Source organism: Legionella adelaidensis, from assembly GCF_900637865.1.
Taxonomy (GTDB): domain Bacteria; phylum Pseudomonadota; class Gammaproteobacteria; order Legionellales; family Legionellaceae; genus Legionella_A; species Legionella_A adelaidensis.
Map to the genome: position 1 here is coordinate 14,037 of NZ_LR134414.1, position 24,286 is coordinate 38,322.

Here is a 24,286-nt window from a genome sequence, read left to right on the forward strand (position 1 = left end):
TCCCCGCGCTGGCTTTCCTCTACTTCGACTAGAAATAGACCCCAATTTGCGCTAGCAAGGTATCTGCGGTACCCCCTGTGCCAACCGTATTTAAATTGGTAAAGTCAGGAGCTTCTGCACCATTTGCATATTGGGAACGCTTATAATCCATATCGTGTCTATATTCCAATGACTCGACCGTGTCTTTCCAAATTGAAATATTAAACACACCGCTAATTCTTTGTGCCGGAAGATTTAATGCCAGAGCTTGTTTACTCCATTGATAACCTAAGGCAAAGGAGGAGGGGCGATTAAATGCCATAAAAGTGACTCCACCTTCCACTTGACCTGCTTGGGGTCTCGCGCCTCTACCATTAAAACTTAAATCTTGCGCACGAAAACGGCTAGAAGCACCCACCCATTCGGCAGTGAAGTTATAGCGATCGAAACTCATATTATAGTGAGCACCAACTCCCGGTATTTTACGCACGGCTTCATTACCGTTTGTAAGTGATGCAAATCCGCCAAAAGTAGTTCCCGGCTGTGAACCTGTATCTTGCATACCTGTGGAATCATCTATTGAACTGATAACGCTTGCTCCAATTTCACCGGTAAGATCGTTATGTCCAAAAATATAGCCTAAGTTAACACCACCTGCGGCGGAAGAGCCTAAAGTAGTATCGCTGTTAAAACCATAAACTGCCGCAAAGGGGCCTGTTTCGTGTTGGGATTTATATCCTAATATAAAAGGACGTGATTTCGTACGTGCTAAACGCATCGTTAAAGGAGCGCTAACCATTGCCGATGAGAAGCGGCCAAAAGGTACATATAATTGCCCTGCGGTGAGATAAAAAGGAGATTCGTCCAAATCACCAATATTAACAAAACCCATATTAAGACCGAAGCCGGAATTGGCTATACGTTGACCCCAATCATCAGGGGGCGCATCATCATAAGCAATTCCAATATAGGCCTCTACTTTATCATTAAGCACAGCTGCCACATCCAATTCACTTGATCCCAAGTTAAGATCACCTGAATTTTTTCCTAAATAGGGTCGATTTACTGTAGCTATAGGCTCTACTTTACCGCTAAGTGCAATAATTGGCACATGAGGTGATGCATACCCTATACTTTCGTAGGCTCGATATAGACGTCTTCTTTGCTGCATTAACCGTATATCGCGATTAATACTGGAAATATTAACAATATAATCAGAACCGTCGAATGCAGGTCGACTACCTAAATAAGGAGACGCAACAACCGGAGTTCCTGCAATATAAGTAACTACATGTTCATCTGCAACCAGGGCAGTTGGATAAAATTCGAGAGACTCTGGGTGAGCATCGGGGGCATGAACTGTTATAGAACTAGTATGAAACGATTGGACTGGTTCATCTGTTTTTTTACTTACCACCGCTTCATTTTTACTCTGAGTTTCTGTTTTTCTCACAACTTTAGTTACCGTAGGGCGGGGAGAAGGCTTCGCATCCAATTTTTTTTGCAGTTGAGTGAGCTTAGTCTGAAGTGCTTGTGTCTGCTTTTGTAAAATTTCGATTTCTTTTCTTAGCTGCTCGCTTTCAGTTGCTGCCCACAAAGGGGAGGAACATAAAGCCATGGCCACAATAAGCGCCCTGTGTTTCATTTGCAGACACTCCTTATTATTTTTATACTTTGAGCCGATTATATCGTGCACATTTAAAAGGGTAAACTCGAAAAGAAACATTTTGAAAATAAATTTGATTACATCTGTACTCAAAAACCGTTTTAAAAAACTGTGCCTCTCATAAAAACAAAAAACCCATCACAAGGATGGGTTTTTTAAGGAAGGTTCTTATTAAACTACAGAACCAATCCATTTCAAGCCGATGTAAGGACCGCTTACGCCGAAGTCGCTTTCGCCAGGAACTGAACCAGTAACAGTTGTAGCACCTACTGGAACAGAGATAGTAGCAGCGCCGTCTAAAGCGTTGAAGTAGTTTACCCACATCCAACCAGCGTCAAGCATTAAATCGCCTTGAGCCATTGCATAAGTGTAAGTAATACCTAACTTAGCTTCAACTTCAGGAACGATTGTATCTCTATCGCCGTATACAGAAAGACCAGTAGCAGTACTTAGAGTATCAATTCCAGAGAATTTAGTACGACCTACTAAAACAGCTGCAGCAGGTTTAGCATAAATTCCGATACCATTGCCCCAATCAAACGACATATCAGCACCAGCACGTGGACCAAAACCGTTGAAACGTGCAGTTTGATAAGCAGAGCCTAAGAAAGCAACGCCAGTTGTATCAACTCCAGTTATAGTAGTATTGGTACGAATGCGAGCGTATTGAACACCGCCATGGAAACGAATGTTTTTGAACTCACCGAAATCAACGTGTTGGCCAAACTCAAGATTTACAGCATCCCAACGTGGGTCTGCATCAAAAGTGTAAGTACCTGCACCAGCAAGAGGATCGAAGAATACAGTATCAGCACCAACCAAGAAAGTCTCATCGCTGTCATGGCTGAAGTGTGTCCAGTTTAAGTTTAAGTCATTACCAGTTAAGAAATGGTAAGCTGCTTCCAAACGGAATCCCCAACCAGCATCCATATCAGTATCTACGAAAGTGGTAGTTGATGGAAGACCTGCAGGAGCTACAGTAGTTGCAGCAACCCAAGAGAAGTCATTGTTGTAGTGCGCTTTTAGGTAAAGAGCATAAATACCAAATTCCCATGCATTTCTTTCGCAAGGAACAGTTACGTTTCCAGCTGTGCAAACAGGTCCCATTGTACCTGCAAACGCAGCACTGCTACCTAAAGCAAGAACAGCTACGGCTGTTTTTTTCAGATTTAACATACTTTTCTCCACTTTTTTATTATTAATTTCCGTTTTTTCGTCAAGCCACAACTTTGTATTTGACTACAGTACGCAATCATCGCTCTAATCCGAAAACGTACATGGGAACGATTATCCAGCCTCATTTTCCCAATGTCAACAATATTGCACTATTTTTAATAAATTTTATCCAAATCAATTGGTTAAACTTTAAAAACCAGTGGTTTTTTAAAGCAGCGCTAATAATAACCCGCTCTTATCTTATTTCGCAAGTACTTCGTTTGATTTGCAAGGAATTGTAGAGGGAATGCTGCCAATACTACGCTGGTTGCCCATTTCAAGTCCTGGATACGGCGCTCCCAGACATGCTATTCTATTTTTATTTATATTGATCTGTATGAAAAGCATTCAAATAACCCGCCCAGATGATTGGCATGTTCATTTTCGTGACGGGAAGCTATTAGAAAATACAGTGCCCGCTACGGCTAACCACTTTGGCCGTGCCTTGGTAATGCCAAATCTTACCCCTCCTTTAATAAGGTTACACGATATTCTGGAATATCATCGACGTATTTTAAACGCTTCTCCCAAAAAAGATTTTATCCCTTTTATGACTTTTTTTCTCCATGAAAACATGAATCCTGCGGAGTTTGAGCAAGCAAAAAGATACCCTTTTATCGTAGGTGCAAAATTATATCCAGCCGGCGTAACCACTAACTCAGACCAAGGTATTCAATCATTTAAATCGATTTATCCTTTATTGGCAACAATGGAGGAAAATAATCTGGTTTTACAAGTACATGGGGAAGTCACACACAGTGATATCTTTGACCGTGAACGCTTATTTTTAGAGGAAGTTTTGCGCATTATTGTTGAGGATTTCCCTAAACTGCGGGTGGTGTTAGAACATATTTCGACTAAAAGCGCCGTCGACTATGTAAAAGATGCTCCGCAAACAGTAAGTGCGACAATAACACCGCATCATCTACTTTATAATCGCAATCATTTGTTAGCTGGTGGTGTTAAACCCCATTACTATTGTCTGCCTATTTTAAAGAAAAAAAGTGACCAAATTGCTTTGCAAGAAGCAGCCACTTCTGGCAATCCAAAATTTTTTGCAGGTACAGACAGCGCGCCCCATGCACAAAATAAAAAAGAAGCTTCTTGTGGTTGCGCAGGTATTTACTCCGCTCCTTTTGCCATTTCCATGTATGCAGAAATTTTTGCTGCATTAAATAAACTGCCCCAATTAAATCATTTTTTAGGGCATTTTGGGGCACAGTTCTACGGTTTTGCTCCTAACTCGAGCAGAATTGAGCTGATTGAAAAACCTTTTATCATTCCTGATGCTTTACCTCTTGGCAATGAAGTGGTAATTCCAGCTGGTGCGCAAACAACTTTACACTGGAGTATAAATGAAGCCTAGTCCAGCTATTATGCATATGAAAAAGCGCTTTCGCGGGTTTCTGCCAGTGGTGGTTGATCTTGAAACCGCAGGAATTGACCCACAAAAAAATGCACTGCTGGAGATGTGTATTGTTCTCTTGAATATGGATGAGAACGGATATTTTTCCCCGGGGGAATATTATTTTGAACATATATTACCATTTGAAAATGCAGAACTTGATCAAAAATCCTTAGATTTTATTCAAGTAGATCCTTACCAACCGTTACGTTATGCCATCGATGAGAAAAAAGCTTTAGAGCAACTATTCGCACCCATTCATAAGGCGTTAGCAGAGAACCATTGCCAAAGGGCGGTTTTGGTCGGCCATAATGCCTGGTTTGATTTGCTCTTTATAAAAGAAGCAACTAAGAGACACGGTTTAAAATGTCCTTTTCACGCCTTTACTTGTTTTGATACCGCCACTTTATCCGGCTTGGCTTATGGGCAAACCGTTTTAGCTTTAGCCGCTAAGGCTGCAGGGATTTCTTTTGATGTGAATGAAGCCCATTCCGCTATCTATGATGCACAAAAAGCTGCGGAATTATTTTGTGCAATTGTAAATTTGTGGGAGAAACAAAGTAAGAAGTTTAATCTGTAACTTAGAAAGGAACAGCCGTCATTGCGAGTGTAGCGAAAAAAACCTTGATTACGCTATACGCTGCATCAAGGTTATATCTTTACCTACGGTTCACAATAACGACATTTGTCTTAGATCTATTATAATTTTTCAGAGTGTTCAGATAAGTATTCAGCAACGCCTTGTGGCGAAGCTTTCATACCTGCTTTTCCTTTTTCCCATCCTGCCGGGCACACTTCCCCGTTCTCTTCGAAGAATTGTACTGCATCGATAATTCTTAAAATTTCATCCACATTACGACCAATTGGTAAATCGTTAACTATTTGTGACCGTACTACGCCATTTTTATCAATTACAAAAGCGCCGCGGAAAGCAACACCTGCAACAGGGTGCTCTACACCATAAGATTGACAAATAGTGTGAGTAATATCTGCAGCCAGAGTATATTTTACATGGCCAATACCACCCGCTTTTACAGAAGTATTACGATAGGCATTGTGGGTAAATTGTGAATCAATAGAAACAGCTACCACCTCTACATCGCGGTTTTTGAATTCATCCATGCGATGATCAAGAGCAATTAACTCAGAGGGGCAAACAAAGGTGAAGTCTAATGGATAGAAAAAGACTAATCCGTATTTATTTTTTAAAGCCTCATGTAAATTAAATTTTTCTACAATTTCTCCAGAAGCCAATACAGCTGGAACAGTAAAATCTGGAGCCTTGCGCCCTACTAGAACACTCATATTTATCTCCGAAAGTTATTTAGGCAGCGGTAGCTTCGCGTAGCAACAATTCAAGCTCACCTTGCTCATACATCTCCGCAATAATATCAGCTCCACCAATTAATTCACCTTTTACATATAACTGGGGAAATGTAGGCCAGTCTGCATATTGAGGCAACGTTTGGCGAATATCGGGATTAGCCAATACATCCACATAAGCGAAATCCACTCCACATGCATCAATACATTGGACCGCACGCGCAGAAAACCCGCATTGGGGCATTTTAGGACTACCTTTCATGTATAAAAGGATTTTGTTTTCAGCAATTTGCTTTTTAATTTTTTCAATTGTATCCACGTGGTCACCTAGATTATGGGTATAAGTTATAATTATGGCGAAATTCCGACCACATCGCAACTTTATTCAATTCATGTAAGTTGACACAAGGCCCTACTCTACAGGGGGATTTATTTGAGTCTTTGCTGCCAACCACCATTTATCTTACATAAATTCCTACTTTCTTACACGTAAGGCACTCCAAAATACTAGGTTTTGAAGAATCTTAGGTATAAACTGCTAAACTTAAACACTTACGCAAAAAGCATGGAGGAAAAGATGCCATTCACTTTACCAAAATTACCATATGATAAAAGTGCTTTAGCTCCTCATATATCAGAGGAAACATTGGAATATCATTATGGTAAGCATCATCAGGCTTATGTAAATAACTTGAATAAATTAATCGTTGATACCAAATTTGCAGATATGAGTCTTGAGGAAATTATTAAAGAATCAAGCGGTGGTATTTTCAACAATGCTGCCCAAGTTTGGAATCACACATTTTACTGGCATTGCATGGATCCCAAAGGAGGTAATGAACCCACAGGTAAAGTAGCAGACGCCATTAATAAGGCGTTCGGTTCTTTTGAGAAATTTAAGGAACAATTTAATCAAACAGCTATTTCAACATTTGGGTCAGGCTGGGCATGGTTAGTGAAAGACAATAATGATCAATTAAAAATTATTAGTACTAGTAATGCGGGCACCCCTATGACTGAAAATTTAAGAGCCTTATTAACATGTGATGTATGGGAACATGCCTATTACATTGATTACAGGAATGCTCGCCCAGAATATGTAAATGCATTTTGGAATGTTGTTAACTGGGACTTTGTTAGCGAAAACATGGGTTAAAATTACGGAGAAATTATGCCACTTGTGACTACATACAACCCTCTACCCGTTTCATTTTCACATGGTAAAGGAGTATGGCTCTATGATGAACACAATAAAGCCTATTTAGACAGTTTTAGTGGCATAGCCGTTTGTGGCTTGGGACATGCACATCCTGAAGTGACGAAGACCATTCAAAAACAAGCAGCACAATTAATCCACACCTCTAATGTTTTTAAAATAAAAGAACAGCAGGAACTCGCTGAGAAATTAATCCAACTAACCGGAATGAACCAAGTCTTTTTTGCGAACTCTGGGGCTGAAGCGAACGAAGCAGCCATTAAACTTACACGTTTGTTTGGTCACAAAAAAGAAATTGAAAGCCCTGCTATTATTGTAATGGAAGGCGCTTTTCACGGCCGTACAATGGCTACGCTCACCGCCTCAGGTAGCAGGAAGGTACAAGCAGGATTTGAACCATTAGTACCCGGTTTTATCCGTGCACCCTTTAATGACCTGGAGGCTATCAACACGATTGCAAAAAACCGCGACGATATTGTTGCCGTTATGCTCGAGCCTATTCAAGGCGAGGGAGGGATATTTGTCGCAGATGATTCTTATCTACGAAATTTAGAAAAAACCTGCGAAAAAAATAATTGGTTGTTAATTCTGGATGAAATCCAAACTGGGAATGGTCGTACAGGTAAACTATTTTCTTATATGGATGCTGGTATTAAGCCCGATATTGTCACTACCGCCAAAGGGTTAGGTAACGGCTTTCCTATTGGGGCGTGCCTCATGGGGGAAAAAGCGAGCGATCTTTTTAAACCAGGTAATCATGGGTCCACTTTTGGGGGCAATCCCTTAGCCTGTGCAACCGCGTTAACGGTACTTGAGGTTATAGAAAAAGATAAAATTTGTGAGCAGGTCACGCAAAATAGTATTTTTTTGCGTGACCAATTAATTAGTGCTTTAAGTGATCACCCTAATGTAAAAGCTATTCGGGGGAAAGGGTTCATGTTTGGTATTGAAATAGACAGGCCCGCAAATGATTTGAAGCTTATAGGATTGGAACACGGAATTTTAATTAATATCACTGCAGAATCTGTTATACGTTTACTCCCCGCATTAATCATTTCAAAAGAGGAAATTGAAGAAATGGTTAAACGATTGACGCGCTGTATTAATCAGTTCGTGGGCTTATAGGTTGATGCAATTAATTTAGATTGTTGCCTTCCGCTAACTATATCCGGTTCGGTTTCTTACCACCTCGAATAAACTTATGCCGGTGGCAACGGATACATTTAAGCTCGATACACTGCCTAACATAGGAATAGAAAATAATTCATCGCATTTTTCCCGGGTTAAACGGCGCATCCCTTCTCCTTCTGCACCCATCACAATTGCAATACCCGCTTTGAAATCCATTTCAAACAAACTTTTTTTGGCTTCTCCGGCTGCGCCATAGACCCAGATCCCTTCTTTTTTTAAAAGATCGATACTTCTTGCCAAATTAGTAACACGAACAAATGGAATAGACTCCAAAGCACCACTTGCGACTTTGCTAACTACCGGGGTTATACTCGCATTCTTATCCTTGGGGATAACCACAAAATCAACTCCTGCCGCATCCGCCGATCGTAAGCATGCACCTAAATTATGCGGATCTGTCACCCCATCTAAAATTAAGACAAAAGGGGGTTGCTTGCTTAAAGACAAAAGCTGCGGTAAATCATTTTCATAATATTCGGGGATTTTACTAGCAAGTGCGATGATCCCTTGATGGATAACATTTGGAAATTGTTGATTTAATTTTTGTAGAGGTAATTTTTCAATATTGATGTGTTTTTTTTCTGCTATCTCCAAAATTTCTGCAAGCCGTTGATCAAGACGTTCTTTATTCACATAAATTTTTTTTACACTGCGATGAGTATTGTTTAGCAATGCTTTAACGGCATGTATTCCACATACTAAACTTTCACTCATCTCCAACCTCGTCTTCAACCGGTTCAAAATCAATCTTTCGTTCATCGAGATCTACACGGGCTACTAAAACCGTCATTTTATCCCCTAAGCGATAAACACGGCCGCTTCGTTCCCCTACTAAACGGTGTTTAGTGCTATCAAACGTATAATAATCACTTTTTAAAGAAGTTACATGAACTAATCCTTCTACAAAAATCTCGTCTAATTCCACAAAAATACCAAAACCCGTCACTGCAGAGATACGCCCACGAAATACCTGGCCTAACTTGTCCTGCATAAATTCACATTTTAACCAGGCAACTACTTCTCTAGTTGCTTCATCCGCTCTTCTTTCTGTACTAGAACAATGTTTACCAAAACGAGACATATCTTCTTCGTTATATTCAAAATTTTCGAGTTGGTCATGATCTATTAAATGTCCCATAGCCCGGTGAATTAATAAGTCAGGATATCTTCTTATTGGAGAGGTAAAGTGCGTATAAGCCGAATATGCCAAGCCAAAGTGTCCATCATTAGATTCCACATAATGGGCTTGTTTTAAAGAGCGCAACATTACTGTTTCAATCAAATGTTTTTCTGGTCTATTTCCCACCTGGGCAAGGGTACGTTGAAAATCCTTAGGATGAGGATTTTTCCCTCCTCCTAACATTAAACCAAATTCACCTAAAAATTTTCTTAAAGCAAGGACTTTGTCTTCTTCTGGTGGCGGGTGGACTCGATACAGAGTAGGTATCTTAGCTTTTTGCAAAAATTTAGCGGTGGACATATTAGCTGCTAACATACATTCTTCAATTAAGCGGTGCGCGTCATTTCGAATTACTGGATGGATGTGCTTTATCTTTCTAAACTCGTCAAATTCAATTTTAGTTTCAGTCGTTTCAAAATCCATTGCCCCTCTATTTTTTCTTGTCTCATTGAGAACTTGAAAAAGGGAATGAAGTGATTGAATAGCTGGCCAAATATGTTCGTAATCTTTGTCAATTTTATTTTGGAGAACCCATTCGTTCACTTTTGTATAAGTAAGTCTTGCTTGCGAATGAATAACGCCGCGATAAAAATTAGCGCGTGTTATCTTTCCTGTAGGACTTATTGCCATCTCGGCAACCATACACAGACGATCGGTTTTGGGATTTAGAGAGCAAATTCCATTGGAAAGTGCTTCCGGTAACATAGGCACCACTTTTCCCGGAAAGTATACGGAGTTACCTCGCTTGGCAGCTTCAATATCCAATGCAGAGTTCTCTTTTACATAATGACTTACATCAGCAATAGCAACATACAATTGGAAGCCGCCTTTTGCTTTCTCATAACAATAAACCGCGTCATCAAAATCTTTGGCATCTTCACCATCAATGGTTACGAAAGGCAAATGACGTAAATCAGTTCTCCCTCTTAATTGGTCTTCAGTAACATGCATGGGAACATTAGCCACTTCTTGTAATACTTCCTCAGGCCATTCTGAAGGGATCCCGTGCGCTAATATTGAGACTTCAATTTCCATACCCGGGGCCATATGCTCACCCAAAATATGAATAACTTTCCCCACCGCTTGCGTTCTTTTGCTTGGATAGGCAAGAATCTCTACAAGGACAATTTGCCCATCTTTAGCGCCTAATGTTTGCTCAGGAGTAATAGAAATATCATGGATAAGCCGTTTGTTATCCGGTATAACCGAGAACACGCCATGTTCAGAAAAAAAGCGACCAACCACGTTTGTGTTTGCGTGCTCAATTACCTCATGAATTTTTCCTTCTAATCTTCCTCGTCTATCAACACCGGTTTGATAAGCGAGAACCACGTCCCCATGCATCACTCCCCGCATTTCCATCGCCGAGAGAACCATGTCATCGGAATCATCATCAGGAATAAAAAAACCAAACCCATCGGGGTGTCCTTGTATCGTTCCTCTTTTTAAATTAATCCGGCGCAGTAAACAAAAACGTCCGCGTCTATCCTGCATGATCTGTCCATCACGCACCATAGCGCGCAGACGAAAGCCTAGTGACTCTTGTTTATTGTCTTCATTAATTTCTAAAGTGCTAATGAGTTGATTTCGAGACATTGGACGACCGTAATCCTCCAAGACTTGCAGAATTAGCTCTCTGCTTGGGATAGGTTCTGAATATTTTTCACTTTCACGTTCAAAATAGGGGTCTTTTTTATAAAACGAGTTTTTGGTTTTTTTCTTCACGGGTATTCTTTCTAATTAGATTTAATATTCTCAACAGGTAATGTGAACCCCCGTTGGGCAATTTGTACATTTATAGCAGAAAGGTCCAAGTTTTCTGCAATCCAAAAGGTGCTAGTAGCGGGCTCTGTAGATTTTACATTTACATAATGACAAACCCCTAACACGCTTGCGCAAGGCACCTGTTGTTCGTGTCCGGGCTTTGATTCCACACATGAGATTTCAAAACCCTTCTCGTTTAACGCGAGGGCTGACCAGTTGGCGGGTTGAAGACGACTGCTCCAACCAGCGCTAGCGCTCGCTTCAGCCACCGGGTGGGTAACCCAAATATCGGAGTTTGAAATATTATGCAATATTACTATGGTAGGTTTATCCGCCGATAAAATCAGTGAGTGATCTCTTATGGGTATTACACTACATCCATTTGGAAAAGACTGCGCCCATACAATTTTTATAAAAAACAGAGAGAGCAATAAACCAATATACTTCATAAAATTTTTCCCTTTTTTTAAAGCAGCTTAGCATGAATAACCATTGGCAATAAACACCAAACTAATCTACGATTACAATAAAAAGTAGGATTTCACTTATGGTATGGATACGATTTTGCTTCTTATTATTTTTTTTATTTCATTCTACAGTATATGCAAAACCATTACTAATTGGGATCCCTCCTTTCGCTCCACCTTTTGTTATGCAGCTCGATAGCAAAACGCAATTCGTTGGCTTTGATATTGATATAATGAATGAAATTTGTAAGCGATTAGAAGTTCAATGCCAATATTTACCTTATAGTTTCAATGATATTTTCACAAACCTGGATGCAAAAAATATTGATTTGGGGATTGGAGATATAACAATTACTTCCCAACGCATGAGTGAGTATCTTTTTAGTTTGCCTTACATGGAAAGCTATGCCCAATTCATCACCACCAAATCCAGTAAAATTATTACAACAGATCAATTAAAGGGTAAAAAAATTGGTATAGCCCATGAAGCACTTTTTGGACCTTTGGTTCTGGAAGTATTAGATGGAAAGGTTGATTTTGTTGAGTTCCATTATATTTCTGACATGATTGTAGGCTTAACTGCGGGTGACGTCGATGGGATTATTATGGACGCAGCTACCGCCCAGAGTTTGTATGCTAATAATGATAATTTAGCTTTAGTGGGAGACCGCTTACCTTTGGGATTAGGGTATGGGATTGTTACCATTAAAGAAAATGAAGATTTAATGTATAAAATTAATCAAGCATTATTAGAAATGGAAGCTGACGGTACTTACATAAGTATATATAATATCTATTTTGCGGGCTTCAATTAATATTTATTGGAAATTATGTTTTATTTAGATTATCCCACGTATATCACAGAACTTCAGCTACGCTGCCTTACAGAATGGGAAAAAGACAAGATATCTTTGCATGAAGAAGGTTTTTTTCGAATTGTGGAAGAAAATCACGCTTTTAATTTTCAATTATGGAATGCAGAAGACAGGGCACGCCGCGATGATCAGGGGCATGAATTTGTTTATGTTGCAAAAAGGGAAATTGACCATTGCAATCAGCAACGCAATAATCGTATGGAGGCAATGGACGAGTGGTTATTTAATGCTCTAGCTCCAAGCACAGACAGTATTTGTCCGGTACATTCTGAAACACCCGGAATGATGATCGACAGGCTCTCCATTCTTACCTTAAAAAGCTTTCATATGGAGATTCAAGCTAATCGTCAGGACGTGAGCCAAGACCATATAATTAAGTGTAGAAATAAGCTTGCTATTTTACTGGCGCAAAAAGACCAATTAGAAAAGTGTCTTCATGACTTATTTGATGATATTTTGAATAAAAAAAGAACTTTTCGCGTGTATCATCAGTTTAAAATGTACAATGATCCTACGCTAAATCCCGAACTATACCGAAATTAAAGAGAGGGGAAGATAAATCAGATTCACTGTGTCTTCTGGGAAGGGAGTCAGGCGGTCTTCTAGCAGGAGGGGGAGAGAAGAATCTAGGTGCCTCTACACGACGCTCCATTTGGGTATCGGGACGTGAAGAAGGGCTCGAAAGCTTATCTTCCAAAATAGGAGATAAGCCACCGCTCTTATTTTTAAATCTTTCCACAGCGGACGCGTCTCCTTCACTCACTCGGCGTGCCTTGAGAAAAAATGTGGGAGAAGACGCATTTTTGCCGAATTGGCTTGAAGGGCTAACTCCTGCACTTACCGTACCTAGCGTGGGGTCCAGGAGAGCTATTCTTGGCTCCGAGCTACAAGTCCGTAAGTTAGGACCAGGACTACCACTTGGACCTTTAGGTGGCGATGGGGGCTCTTCATCTTCTATTAGTTGTTCCGCTTCTTCTATTACATCGTCTAGTTCTTCTTGATTATTTTTAATTAAAGACTCCCTGCCAAAACCTTTGGCCAGCGCCCTTAAAGCTAAACCTATCGCATAGAAAAAGGAGCTCAGCATTGTGAGCATAAGCATGATGTTCGTATCATGGTAATGTCCTTTTTCATCCGGTTCCTGGAGAGGGTTCAATGTATAATCTACAGATTTTTGCCCTTTGGCCACCCCAGAGAAAAAAGAACGTACAATTTCGAAAACCTCTAGAAAATAAAATTGCGGTGAAGGGTCCGTAGCCCAACCAATGCGAATTATTTTCTCAATTTTTTCATTTTTAAGGGCCGCTACTTGTTCTTTTTTTGACTTAACATCTGCTATAAACTCAGCGAGCGTTTGGATTTTATTTCCGGCTTTTGCTTGTGCTTTATGATGATAATAATTAACTATTAAAGCATGCGCTAAAAATACAACAACAGATGCCGCGCCCAGAGCGACTGTGCCTATTACCAAACCAGGGGAGATTGGCATTAAAAGCATGGTATTGATAGTGACAATGGCAAACAGCGCACTAGAAATGGCACTGTAGGCTCCAAGACCACTTCTGATGCCTGCCAGAGCCGCCTCAGTGTAAGAAAGGGCCATAGTAGAACGCAGCTTCGACTTTTGTTTTTCAAATTCATCACATTTTATATCTAAAAAGGTGCCTAATTGTGCATAAGCACGTGAAAGTCTCTCTATATCTAACACTCGATTTGAAATAAGAGACTGCTCAAAAAGTAAAGATTCCGCGTTGAGTACAACTTCATCTTTAATTTGAGTAAGACCTTCAATCTCCTCACCAATACTTTTTGCCTGTAACACCAGCGTTTGTATCTCTTTTCCAATGATTGCTAACTTGATTCTTTCCTGAGTGACCACCAATTGCTTTTGAAAATCATGCTCTTCATACATCCGCGTCGCAATACAGCCTACTGTAAATAACATAGAGCAAATACTTAATGCCAAATAAACGTGAGGAGCAAACACCGAAATTGTTACTACCCCCATATAGAGGTACATGCCATCAACAATTCCTCCATAAGCTGCTCCCGTTAGCCCTTTATTACGTAAATAATTTGATTGGCTACGAATGCGGCCCATAATATTTGTAATTTCATCACTTGAAATTTGAGATTTCGCTTTCACTTCCTCTAACAAATTATCATTTTCCGTCATCATTTTTTTGCGCTCAGAAATCATTTTGCGCATCCACATTCGATTAAGCGCTGAAAAGACACCGAGTAAAAGGCCAACTGGTACAATCATTTGATGCGTGTTAGCAATGCCTAATGCTTCTGCGATTTGAAAAGTACTACGTATGCCTTTATATGCATTTTTTAGACCTTTCATGGAATCGCGACAATAAGGCCAGGAGAGTGCCAAAAATTTTTTCCACTGGCTTTTCTCATCAGATTTACAGATATTGCCAAAATAAGAAAAAGTAATAATGAAAAAAGATTCTGAAGTGATTGCAGCAACGCCCTGGGGCGTCATCATCCAATCATGCATTGCATCGGTAGAAAGGGTATCGGTATTGGTACAAAGCATGTCAAACACATACTTGATCATGCTATAAGATAAGCTCATCCCATCAAGAAGAGCGTACCACACATAAACGTCGCCGGCGTTGTGTAAATCTTTTGCAAGCTGTTTGCCTTCATTTTTTAACTTTTGAACGACCGATAGAGAAGAGCGTCGTTTATCTATACTCTCTTTGGCGGACATGGCAGAATCGATTTCGGTCGACATGCGTCTCACAAGCGGCGGCTAAGATGACGCAAATTGTACATACTCAGGCACTAAATGGCAAGTAAAATTTCAAAATGGTTCAAAATGCATCAAAAAATAGTAGCCCATCGACAATTATATCATAGGGTGTTAGAAAAGATAAAAGAGCTTTTTCTTGAAAATATGTAAGCTTTTTTCTGCATTTTTCTACGAATCGCATAAGAAGATAGCATCTAGTGTGAACAAACGGTATATTACTCTGTTTTATTATTGGGAGATTAGATGCGGTTAGTTTTATTTTTCATTTTTTCTTGGACTTTTTTATGTGGAAGTACCATGGCAAATAACGAAAAAATAATCTATGGATTTATCGAAAAGGCAACGCTAGTTGATAAAAATTTAACGTTATCAGCAAAATTAGATACAGGTGCTAAATCCGCATCTCTAAATGCCACTCACATTACTGAAACAGAAGTTGATGGAAAACCGTATCTAAGCTTTATAGTACCTTCGAAAGAAGGCGACGTTTTTTTTCAATGTGAGTATGTGGGTGATGTTAATATAAAAATACGGGCCGGAGAGAGACAAGCAAAGTCCTTAGTCCATAAGTCTATTCAACGTCCTGTAGTATTAATGAAAATTAAATTAGCTGATAAGGAAAGAGTTATCAGAGTTAATCTGACAAATAGAAAACGATTTATTTATCCCCTTCTTTTAGGTCGACAAGCAATTATTGCTTTTGATGGGATAATTGATCCGAGTAAAAAATATCTTGTTAAAACTGAGAATGTCTAAAGATGCAATCGAATAAGCGCCATGTTTATGGCCTCATAATAACCTTGTTTTTGGTGGGAATCGGTTTGTTTTTATATCGGCACTTTGCGTTAGATGTGCCGCTTACTGATACGGAAAATGTCAACAGTTGGATGGTAGAAGCCAACCTGCGCTTCAATGCGGATCCCCATGTTCCCGTAAAGGCCAGTTTTTCTATTCCGTATATGTCACCATATTTTAGCATTTTAGATGAATATTTTGTCGCTCAAAATTATGGAGTAACCACTCATTTAGACGGGTATAATCGTCAAGCTATTTGGTCATTACGCCGTGGTCATGGCCCACAATCCCTCTATTACCGTGCTATTTTTCGCGAAACTGATATTAATGAAACAAATCTTCCTAAACCGCATCGCTTTAAAACCGAAATTCTTCCTGAAAACCAAAAAGCGGCAGTGGACGCTATCATTCTTCAGGCGAGACAATCATCAGCCGACATTCAAACATTTGCACAAAGTACTATTAAAGAGCTTAATAAGAATGAGGGAAATTCAAGGTTGATAATAGGTAATGACGTTAGTGAGTTGAGTATAGTTAATGCAGCGGTGTTAGTTTTAAATAATGCCAAAATCGCTGCTATGCCTGTGCAGGGAATTTATTTAGAGCAATACCATAAAACAGATTTAACGTTTTATTTAGCAGTTTATAACGATAAGGAGTGGGTTTTTATTAATCCCAAAACGGGCGTGGCTGGGCTCCCGGCTAACTTATTAATATGGCAATATGGTAGTGAGCCTATTTTTTCGGTATTAGGCGGCAAAAAGCCACAATTTTCCCTCTCCGTTTCTGCTGCCCCTATGAATGCATTGACCATCGCTAAAGCAAGGGGACTGCAGACTGAATCTGAATTATTACGCTTTTCTTTATTACAATTACCTGTAGAAGTACAAGAGACCTATAAAATTTTACTTACCGTGCCCATAGGTGCTTTCATTATTTTATTGTTGCGGAATTTTATTGGTTTAAGCACTTTTGGGACATTTATGCCTGTCCTTATAGCGCTTGCTTTTAGAGAAACGCATGTGGTTTGGGGAATTATTTTATTTACCCTTATCGTTTCTTTCGGACTTTTAGCCCGTTTTTATCTTGATCAATTACGTTTACTGCTCGTCCCCCGCTTAGCTTCAATTTTAACTATTGTTATCCTGTTAATGATTTTTTTAAGTGTTATTTGCCAAAATTTAGGTTTGGATTCCGGATTGTCTGTAGCATTATTCCCCATGGTTATTTTAACTATGACCATTGAACGGATGTGCATTACCTGGGATGAACGGGGTGCGGGTGAAGCTTTAAGCGCTGGTGCAGGTAGCATGTTAGCAGCTGTTATTTGCTATGGCGCAATGAATTATGCACCCATGCAATATTTGATTTTTGCTTTCCCGGAATTATTATTAGTCCTTTTGGCATTATTACTATGGTTTGGTCAATATAGAGGCTATCGTTTGTTAGAGCTTGTCCGCTTTAATGTATTAGCCAAGGCTCGGTCATGATAAAGACCTATTTACGTTTACGTAAAAATGGCATTCTAAGCATCAATCAAAGGAATAGTGATTATGTATTACGTTATAATAAACGTAGACTTTTTCCTTTGGTAGATGACAAGTTAAAAACCAAACGTCTCGCTTTACAAGCAGGTATCGCAGTTCCCGCGCTTTACGAACTTATTGAAACAGAACATCAAATAAAAAAAATTGATCAACTTCTACAACCTTATACAGACTTTGTAATTAAGCCTGCACGTGGCGCAGGTGGTGATGGTATCCTGGTAATTACTGGACAAGTTCATGGACGCTACCGACAAATCAATGGCAAGCTACTTACCAAACAAGAACTCAGTTACCATTTATCTTGTTTATTATCAGGTGCATATAGTCTTGGCGGACACTCTGATTACGCGATTATAGAGCGACGAGTCATTGTGGACCCCGTCTTTGCCGAAGTCAGCCATGAAGGCATCCCGGATATTAGAATTATTACTTTATTAGGTTATCCGGCTATGGCGATGTTACGCCTTCCTACCCGTTCTTCCGGGGGAAAAGCTAACCTTCACCAGGGGGCAATAGGAACCGGAGTAAACTTATCTAACGGTAAAACGCTAGGGGGGGTAAGCAATAATGATACCATTGATTATCATCCCGACACTTTAAATTCAATTGTCGATATTGAAATCCCTTATTGGGATAAAATATTGGAAATTGCTGCTAGTTCCTACGAATTAACTGGTTTAGGCTATCTTGGCGTAGACGTTGTTATCGATAAAGAAAAAGGCCCTATGATGCTGGAACTGAATGCGCGGCCCGGGCTGAATATTCAAATAGCTAACAGAGAAGGCGGTTTAAATCGTTATAAACTTATTGAAAAAAGAGCCTCACTGGGACGAGAACCCATCCCAGCAAGAATTCAATTTAGTAAAGAAATGTTTGCCCGCTAGCTAACGGCCTCAACGTCCTTATCTTTATCTTTTTGCAAGGATCTAATCTCTTGCGCTTCGATTACCAAAGCCTTGAAGTAATCATACGACATATAGAAATCTCCGTGATCGCCGATTGATTCACCCCAGGAATTACGCAGCGTTAACAACCCTCTATGTTGTATGCCATTTTTATCAACAGCAATGGCATTGTCATCATATCCAGTAATTACCATCTCATGACCTGCTTGAATCATTGATTGGTATAAATCACGAATAATTTCATCACTTAAGACCCACGTATCATTTTGAGCATGGTAAGAGCCCACGGCTCCGGCAACTCCTAATTCAAGATCAGGTAACAGCACACCGAAGGTAACTCGCTCCTCTTTATTTAATGATTCTTTTACTTGCTGCAACACGCTAATGATATTTACTTTATCATTAAAGGCTTGATACACATCTAAAATGTTACTCCAACCAATTTTATCGGATAAAGGCTCGCTCAATTTATGAAATTCTTGTGGAGAAAGTTCTTCACCTAACTCTGCCGAATCAACAGGATATTGAGTCATACCACCACAGCCATACATTTCCTGTTGATCTTTGCTAACAATTCCAAAGGAATCCATTTGGCTGAGCACAGTTTTCCCCAATGTGCCGTTCCAGCCACTAGGGATGTATCCATTATTTTCCAGAAAGCTGCCCAGCTCTAATTGACATAACTGACTAATGTAATCGCCTAGATTTAGAGTAGCGTTAACTGCAGCAGTATTAGCAAAAGTAGCACAGGTGCCGTGCATCCCCTGATCGAGAACCGGAACATTCCCCATACCCAGCTGGACCTTAGAGGGTAATTTTCCTGCTGATAAGAGAGTATGCGCTTGCTTTACTGAGTTCGTGCGTGCCTTAATCGCTGACTGAGCTTGCTCCGACAATTGCACTTTCATTAAAGTAATTCTTTTTAAAGGCTGAGCCTTCAAGCTTGTGGCTTTGGTAACGGGAACAGATAGTGGGTGGGTAATTTTGCCCACAACTTGAAAATCTTGAGCAAAAACCGACCCGGCGGCGAAGAGGGATACATACACAAAACGTGCAATTTTCATGAACAATTCTCCAATTTATGGTCGAGAAGACGCAGGAGTGTATCATAAACATGCAAATTGTTCATGTAAATTTAGTATTATTTAGCTATTAAGACTATGTCGATACTTTTACTGTAAGTACCTCAGTTAATACTAAATTTCTAATAATTTTTCCGTATTTTAATTCGCTGTGCTTCAATAACTTGTGTTTTAAAATAATCATAAGACATGTAAAAATCGCCACCATCCCCCAGTTTGTCGCCCCAGGAGTTACGGAGCTTGAATAACCCTTGGTGTCTGATTTTTTCATCTCCATATTCATAAGCAACTGCGTCGTCATCATATCCGGTAACAATCATTTCATGACCGGCCAGAGAGGCAGTCTGTTTGTACAGATCAACGAGCATTTCATGGGTTAACACCCATGTATCATTTTCATTTTTATATTTTCCAACAGCCCCAACTGTACCTAACTCAAAATCGACTAATGCAACACCAATAGTTACCCTGTCACCTGAAACTAAAGCATTTCTCACATCCTGGAAGGTAATATTTTTATCAACTTTTGTATATTCTGCGATATCTAAAATGGGGGACCAACCAGCAATTCGTCTGAGTGCATCACTATTTTCATGATAATCCGCCAAGGAGATACCTGAAGTTGGGCCTGTACCATCGGTAGGATATTCTTTTAAGCCACCACACCCATAGATTTTTTGATTTTGTTTGCTAACCACGCCAAAAGTGTCAATCGTTTTTAATACAATCGGGCCAAGAGTTCCCGACCAACCGCTAGGTGTCCAGGCTAATTTTTCACTTTCAAGAGTTAAGCCAAGTTGTAATAAACATAGCTGGCTAATATAGTCTCCTTGGCCAAGGCCTGCATCAATAGCGGCGGTATTAGCAAAAGTAGCACATGTTGCATGACTCCCTTGATCTAAAACGGGGATATTATTCATCCCCAGTTGGATACTGCGAGGACCATCACAGGATTCGGTTTTATTATCGTTGGCTAAAATAAAACTAGCGCGCTTGCTCATAGTTTCCAAAGCAGTATCACTGAATTTCAGTTTCAATAAAGAAATATCTCGATTGAGAGGGATAGAGTTAGCCAGTTTATTGGAAGGGAGGGTAATAGTTTGGTTTAACTCTCCTATTAACTTAACGTCAGGGCGAGAGACGGCCACCCCATTAAGCAAAACAGATATAAAAATAATGAAAAATTTCATTGGCTTCTCCTTGTAGCTTAAGGTGGTGAGAAAGTGTATCACACACATAGTACTATTAGTCATTGGCTTGCTTTTAACGCGTCATCCCGCAGCCTGAATAAAAAATCGTTTAACGAAGTCCAGTTGATTAATACAATTTAGTCCCACACTTCGAATCCCTGTAAGTAAAGGATTGGCAAAAATACCTTTGAGCGTTTGCATAGCTGCAATAATTTGCCAAACTTCATATTTTCTTTGTCGTTGGTAAGATCCTAATAATTTTCGCGAATGCAAATTTTTTTTATCTTCAAATAAGCGGCTAAAATTTTGCACATCTGCTAACCCAACATTCAAGCCCAGCCCGGCAAGAGGATGAATAGTATGTGCGGCATCGCCTAATAATAACCAATAATCGCCGGTATATCTTTTTGCATGCCTCATTGTTAGTGGAAATGAATGGCGCTTGCCTAGAAGATTTACATTACCAAGCTTCTTGGCAAATGCCTCTTGTAAGTGTTTACAAAATTCCTCTTCCCCCATTGCCATTAAACTTTCTGCTCTTGCGGGTGGTAAGGACCACACTATAGAGCATTGATTTTGATTGGCTAAGGGTAAGAAAGCCAGTGGGCCGCTGGGATTAAACACTTGGTACGCCGTCTTTTCGTGGGAATGCTGCGTCTCAACATTTGCTACCAGTGCGGTTTGATGATATGACCATTGATTTATCGAAACTCCCAATAAATCGCGAGTATGCGAATTAGCACCATCTGCAACCATCAATAATTTGCTCTTCCAGGTATTTTCTCCACACTGCAAATGCATCGTCTGATTTATAAGACTTACTCCCGACACTTTATTTTCAGAAAGCAAATGTATGCCTGACTCGCGTGCTTTTTGTAGTAAAGCAACTTTTAATACAGACTCTTCTACAATAGTCCCCAGCTTGTCTTTGGCAATCATCCGCGCGTCGAAATCAATTGTTGCATTGGAAGCCGCATCCCAAATATGCATATGAGCATAAGGGGATAACCTCTTCTGCTCTAATAAATCCCAAACTTCTAGCTCACGGAATAATGCCTCAGAAGATTGATTAATGGCATATACACGTACATCCGGTGTATCGGGTATAGTAGCGGTTAAACCACCCGCATCGATTAGGGAAACAGTAAAATTATGCTTGCTCATCGCAATAGCAGCACTCAAACCCACTATACCGCCACCTATTACGATAATGTCATAACTTTCCATAAGAGACCTTGTGTTGTATCGGTATACCACAGACTAAATCGGGCGTTATTCCCGCAAACCCGCGAGTGTAATACCCCACAATTTTTTTGAATAGCGGCAGGTTTTCAAGCGCTAGTAAGCCCAAACCTCGAGCAGCGTGTAAGCCTGGCAATTTATTGGTGAATAACTCTACCAGATTATCGGTTAACCATGTAATTGCTTTTTGATCATGTATTCGTTGCTGCTGATACATTTCTAACATCTGTGAGTTTAGGCCCTTGCCCGCTATGCATTGCACTAACGTGGCTACATCGCGCAGCCCTAAATTAAAACCTTGGCCGGCGACAGGATGTAAAGTATGCGCTGCATTACCAATGAAAACAAAAGGCCAAGAAATCGTTTGCGTCATAATTGATTGTTTTAAAGGAAATAAAGTTCTTTTTCCTGCTTTGACCAATTTGCCTAGTCGATATCCAAAGAGCTGATGAACTTTTTTTAAAAATTCGGCATCGCTTAACTCCATTACTTTTTTGGCCTCCCCATAAGGGAGAGACCATACCAATGCCGAGCGCATTCGCGTCATGGGTAAAAGGGCTAGCGGCCCATCAGCAGTGAATCGTTCGTAAGCGCAGTAATTATGAGAGCGCCCTAAGCCAATGTTGGCAACAATAGCTACATGATCATAGACCTTTTCACTTACATTTAAACCCTTACAAAACTCTCTTAAATGAGAACCTGCACCATCGGCAGCAACTATGAGTTGTGCAATAACAGTAATCTGTTCACCCTCTTTTTCAATAACCGCGACTTTCTTTTCTCTATCATAATTAATAAGACGGGCAGAATTTAATATTTTTTCTGAAGAAAGTTTTTTATGAAAAATTTTTTGTAAGTGCTGCATTTCTACTACATAGCCTAAAGGTTCCTTTTCACTTTTAAGGGTCGCCAAACCAAAAGAGGCCTTCTGGGAGATGTGTATCATATTAATGGGAGTAATATCCGGCTCAAGCTCCTCCCAGAGATGGATACACTTTAGAATTCGCATACTGGAGGGAGAGAGTGCTAATGTCCGCGCATCAAAATCTTCCTCTTTTTCATAGGTTAATTTAGATTCGATTAATAGCGTAGATACCCCCGAATTTTTCAGAGCAAGCATAAGACTTGCACCAATAAGCCCGCCCCCGACAATTAATATATCCACGTTTAGTTTTTTAGGCTCCACGAACAATAGCCTCAATTTCAGATGACTCAACGGCTAATTTACCTGTTAAGTTTTTATTTCCTGTGGAGGTTACTACTATGTCATCCTCAATACGAACGCCTATACCACGAAAAGCTTCTGGAACATTCAAGGCATCTTCTTTTATATATAACCCAGGCTCTACAGTAAGCACCATGCCTTCTTCCAATGGCCTCCACTGTCGATTTATCTTATAGGATCCTACATCATGCACATCTAAACCTAACCAATGCCCGGAGTTATGCATATAAAATTGCTTATACTCCTCTTTTTCTAAACTATTTGGCTTTAGAATCCCTAGCTCAAGAAGACCCGTGGTTAATACCTCCACTATTATTTTTTGAATTTCATCCCATAGCACTCCGGGACGAACTTTTTCTATGCCTGCTCTTTGGGCTTGTAAAACTAAATCATAAACAGCTTTTTGTTCAGAGCTAAATTTTCCATTTTTGGGGAAAGTACGCGTAATGTCAGCAGCATATCCTGCATACTCACCACCTGCATCAATCAATACGAGCTCTCCATCTCTAAGAGCTTTGTCATTTTGCGTATAATGTAGGATACACGCATTGGCTCCAGCTGCGACGATCGGATCATAAGCAACACTACGACAACCGCCTTGGGTAAAACGATAAATTAACTCAGCCTCCAATTCATATTCAAATTGGGCCACTTTCGCCTTTTGCATCGCGCGCAAATGTCCTTCAACAGATATATCTGCAGCTTTTTGCATTAAGGCAATTTCTGATTCGCTTTTAAAAAGACGCATTTCCCCAAGGATAGGTTGCAAATCCATAAAGGAGTCAGGAGCCGCAATTCCTTTTCTACTCTGCATTTTTACTTCTTGCCAAGCAGCGAATATTTTCTTTTCCCATGCTTGGTAACGGCCTATCGGATAAAAAATAGCTTTTTTATCTTGTACTATTTCGGGAAGTTTTTTCTCTATTTCATTAAGGGAAAACGCCTCGTTCACACCCAGCTCTTTTAAAGCCTGCTCCTGCCCCAGGCGTATACCTGTCCATAGTTCTTGCACGGGGTCTTTAGCAAGATTAAATAAATACGCCTTGCAGTTATTGCCGGAGGTGAGTATGAGTAAAGCATCGGGTTCATTAAAACCTGTTAGGTAATAAAAGTCGCTGTCTTGGCGGAAACGGTAAGTTGTATCGCCACTTCTTGTAACTTCGCTAGCGGCAGGGATAATTGCTAACGAGTCGGGCGGAAGCTTTGATGCCAATTTCTTTCTACGTTCTACATATTCTTTCTGTGTGATCAT

At 40.0% G+C, this 24,286-nt stretch carries 22 protein-coding genes; 9 read left to right on the top strand and 13 right to left on the bottom strand.

The window, feature by feature from the left end; genetic code table 11:
• Nucleotides 1-28: 28 nt before the first annotated feature.
• The gene (locus tag EL206_RS00375; protein WP_058463102.1) at nucleotides 29-1,624 is read right to left on the bottom strand and encodes an LbtU family siderophore porin; all 1,596 of its coding nucleotides are present in this window, start codon (nucleotides 1,622-1,624) and stop codon (nucleotides 29-31) included.
• A gap of 192 nt (nucleotides 1,625-1,816) precedes the next feature.
• Complete coding sequence (locus EL206_RS00380; protein ID WP_058463103.1) at nucleotides 1,817-2,821, bottom strand: Lpg1974 family pore-forming outer membrane protein; 1,005 nt, start codon at nucleotides 2,819-2,821, stop codon at nucleotides 1,817-1,819.
• 376 nt (nucleotides 2,822-3,197) lie between these two features.
• Here EL206_RS00380 and pyrC point away from each other — a divergent pair, with 376 nt between their 5' ends.
• Nucleotides 3,198-4,226 (top strand): dihydroorotase, encoded by a 1,029-nt coding sequence (gene pyrC / locus EL206_RS00385; RefSeq protein WP_058463248.1) that lies wholly within the window; start codon nucleotides 3,198-3,200, stop codon nucleotides 4,224-4,226.
• Entirely contained in the window at nucleotides 4,216-4,845 is a 630-nt protein-coding gene (gene rnt, locus EL206_RS00390; protein WP_058463104.1) for a ribonuclease T, read from the top strand. Before pyrC ends, rnt begins: the two co-directional genes overlap by 11 nt.
• Before the next feature lie 119 nt (nucleotides 4,846-4,964).
• Here the strand turns inward: rnt and EL206_RS00395 are convergent, their stop codons facing one another.
• Together EL206_RS00395 and grxD are read right to left on the bottom strand one after the other, a co-directional pair.
• Entirely contained in the window at nucleotides 4,965-5,570 is a 606-nt protein-coding gene (locus EL206_RS00395; RefSeq protein WP_058463105.1) for a peroxiredoxin, read from the bottom strand.
• A 19-nt stretch (nucleotides 5,571-5,589) separates the two neighbouring features.
• The gene (gene grxD / locus EL206_RS00400) at nucleotides 5,590-5,907 is read right to left on the bottom strand and encodes a Grx4 family monothiol glutaredoxin (RefSeq protein ID WP_058463106.1); all 318 of its coding nucleotides are present in this window, start codon (nucleotides 5,905-5,907) and stop codon (nucleotides 5,590-5,592) included.
• 258 nt (nucleotides 5,908-6,165) lie between these two features.
• Between grxD and EL206_RS00405 the strand changes: the two genes are divergently transcribed.
• On the top strand, nucleotides 6,166-6,744 hold the full coding sequence (locus EL206_RS00405) for a superoxide dismutase (RefSeq protein WP_058463107.1): 579 nt from the start codon (nucleotides 6,166-6,168) through the stop codon (nucleotides 6,742-6,744).
• Nucleotides 6,745-6,759: 15 nt separating this feature from the next.
• Nucleotides 6,760-7,929 carry an aspartate aminotransferase family protein gene (locus EL206_RS00410; protein ID WP_058463108.1) on the top strand — a complete coding sequence of 390 codons (1,170 nt, stop codon included), beginning with the start codon at nucleotides 6,760-6,762 and terminating at the stop codon, nucleotides 7,927-7,929.
• A gap of 33 nt (nucleotides 7,930-7,962) precedes the next feature.
• Here the strand turns inward: EL206_RS00410 and rlmB are convergent, their stop codons facing one another.
• The 3 genes from rlmB to EL206_RS00425 all read right to left on the bottom strand — a co-directional run bounded on the left by rlmB (nucleotide 7,963) and on the right by EL206_RS00425 (nucleotide 11,388).
• Entirely contained in the window at nucleotides 7,963-8,709 is a 747-nt protein-coding gene (gene rlmB, locus EL206_RS00415) for a 23S rRNA (guanosine(2251)-2'-O)-methyltransferase RlmB (protein WP_058463109.1), read from the bottom strand.
• On the bottom strand, nucleotides 8,702-10,771 hold the full coding sequence (gene rnr, locus EL206_RS00420; protein WP_407637827.1) for a ribonuclease R: 2,070 nt from the start codon (nucleotides 10,769-10,771) through the stop codon (nucleotides 8,702-8,704). Before rnr ends, rlmB begins: the two co-directional genes overlap by 8 nt.
• Before the next feature lie 140 nt (nucleotides 10,772-10,911).
• A complete protein-coding gene (locus EL206_RS00425) occupies nucleotides 10,912-11,388 on the bottom strand; it encodes a hypothetical protein (protein WP_058463111.1) in 477 nt (158 codons plus the stop codon).
• Between the two features lie 98 nt (nucleotides 11,389-11,486).
• Between EL206_RS00425 and EL206_RS00430 the strand changes: the two genes are divergently transcribed.
• Nucleotides 11,487-12,221, top strand: coding sequence for a transporter substrate-binding domain-containing protein (locus tag EL206_RS00430; protein ID WP_058463112.1), 735 nt, complete (start codon nucleotides 11,487-11,489; stop codon nucleotides 12,219-12,221).
• A 15-nt stretch (nucleotides 12,222-12,236) separates the two neighbouring features.
• Nucleotides 12,237-12,824 (top strand): DUF4254 domain-containing protein, encoded by a 588-nt coding sequence (locus EL206_RS00435; RefSeq protein ID WP_058463113.1) that lies wholly within the window; start codon nucleotides 12,237-12,239, stop codon nucleotides 12,822-12,824.
• Here the strand turns inward: EL206_RS00435 and EL206_RS00440 are convergent.
• Nucleotides 12,793-15,030 (bottom strand): hypothetical protein, encoded by a 2,238-nt coding sequence (locus EL206_RS00440; RefSeq protein ID WP_058463114.1) that lies wholly within the window; start codon nucleotides 15,028-15,030, stop codon nucleotides 12,793-12,795. The two genes, EL206_RS00435 and EL206_RS00440, sit on opposite strands and share 32 nt — an antisense overlap.
• A gap of 315 nt (nucleotides 15,031-15,345) precedes the next feature.
• Between EL206_RS00440 and EL206_RS00445 the strand changes: the two genes are divergently transcribed.
• Genes EL206_RS00445 through EL206_RS00455 form a run of 3 tightly spaced genes read left to right on the top strand, consistent with a single transcriptional unit; the run spans nucleotide 15,346 to nucleotide 18,274 of the window.
• Nucleotides 15,346-15,804 carry an ATP-dependent zinc protease family protein gene (locus tag EL206_RS00445; RefSeq protein ID WP_232048481.1) on the top strand — a complete coding sequence of 153 codons (459 nt, stop codon included), beginning with the start codon at nucleotides 15,346-15,348 and terminating at the stop codon, nucleotides 15,802-15,804.
• A gap of 2 nt (nucleotides 15,805-15,806) precedes the next feature.
• Nucleotides 15,807-17,333 (top strand): inactive transglutaminase family protein, encoded by a 1,527-nt coding sequence (locus tag EL206_RS00450; RefSeq protein WP_058463116.1) that lies wholly within the window; start codon nucleotides 15,807-15,809, stop codon nucleotides 17,331-17,333.
• Entirely contained in the window at nucleotides 17,330-18,274 is a 945-nt protein-coding gene (locus EL206_RS00455) for an alpha-L-glutamate ligase-like protein (RefSeq protein WP_058463117.1), read from the top strand. Before EL206_RS00450 ends, EL206_RS00455 begins: the two co-directional genes overlap by 4 nt.
• Here EL206_RS00455 and EL206_RS00460 read toward each other — a convergent pair.
• The 5 genes from EL206_RS00460 to pepP all read right to left on the bottom strand — a co-directional run bounded on the left by EL206_RS00460 (nucleotide 18,271) and on the right by pepP (nucleotide 24,286).
• The gene (locus EL206_RS00460; protein WP_058463118.1) at nucleotides 18,271-19,359 is read right to left on the bottom strand and encodes a C1 family peptidase; all 1,089 of its coding nucleotides are present in this window, start codon (nucleotides 19,357-19,359) and stop codon (nucleotides 18,271-18,273) included. The genes EL206_RS00455 and EL206_RS00460 overlap by 4 nt on opposite strands.
• Nucleotides 19,360-19,499: 140 nt before the next feature.
• Nucleotides 19,500-20,567, bottom strand: coding sequence for a C1 family peptidase (locus EL206_RS00465; RefSeq protein WP_058463119.1), 1,068 nt, complete (start codon nucleotides 20,565-20,567; stop codon nucleotides 19,500-19,502).
• Between the two features lie 81 nt (nucleotides 20,568-20,648).
• Nucleotides 20,649-21,794: an FAD-dependent monooxygenase gene (locus tag EL206_RS00470; RefSeq protein ID WP_058463120.1), complete on the bottom strand. Its 1,146-nt coding sequence runs from the start codon at nucleotides 21,792-21,794 to the stop codon at nucleotides 20,649-20,651.
• Complete coding sequence (locus EL206_RS00475) at nucleotides 21,781-22,995, bottom strand: FAD-dependent monooxygenase (RefSeq protein WP_267885276.1); 1,215 nt, start codon at nucleotides 22,993-22,995, stop codon at nucleotides 21,781-21,783. The genes EL206_RS00470 and EL206_RS00475 overlap by 14 nt, the downstream gene beginning before the upstream one ends.
• Complete coding sequence (gene pepP, locus EL206_RS00480; protein WP_058463250.1) at nucleotides 22,985-24,286, bottom strand: Xaa-Pro aminopeptidase; 1,302 nt, start codon at nucleotides 24,284-24,286, stop codon at nucleotides 22,985-22,987. Before pepP ends, EL206_RS00475 begins: the two co-directional genes overlap by 11 nt.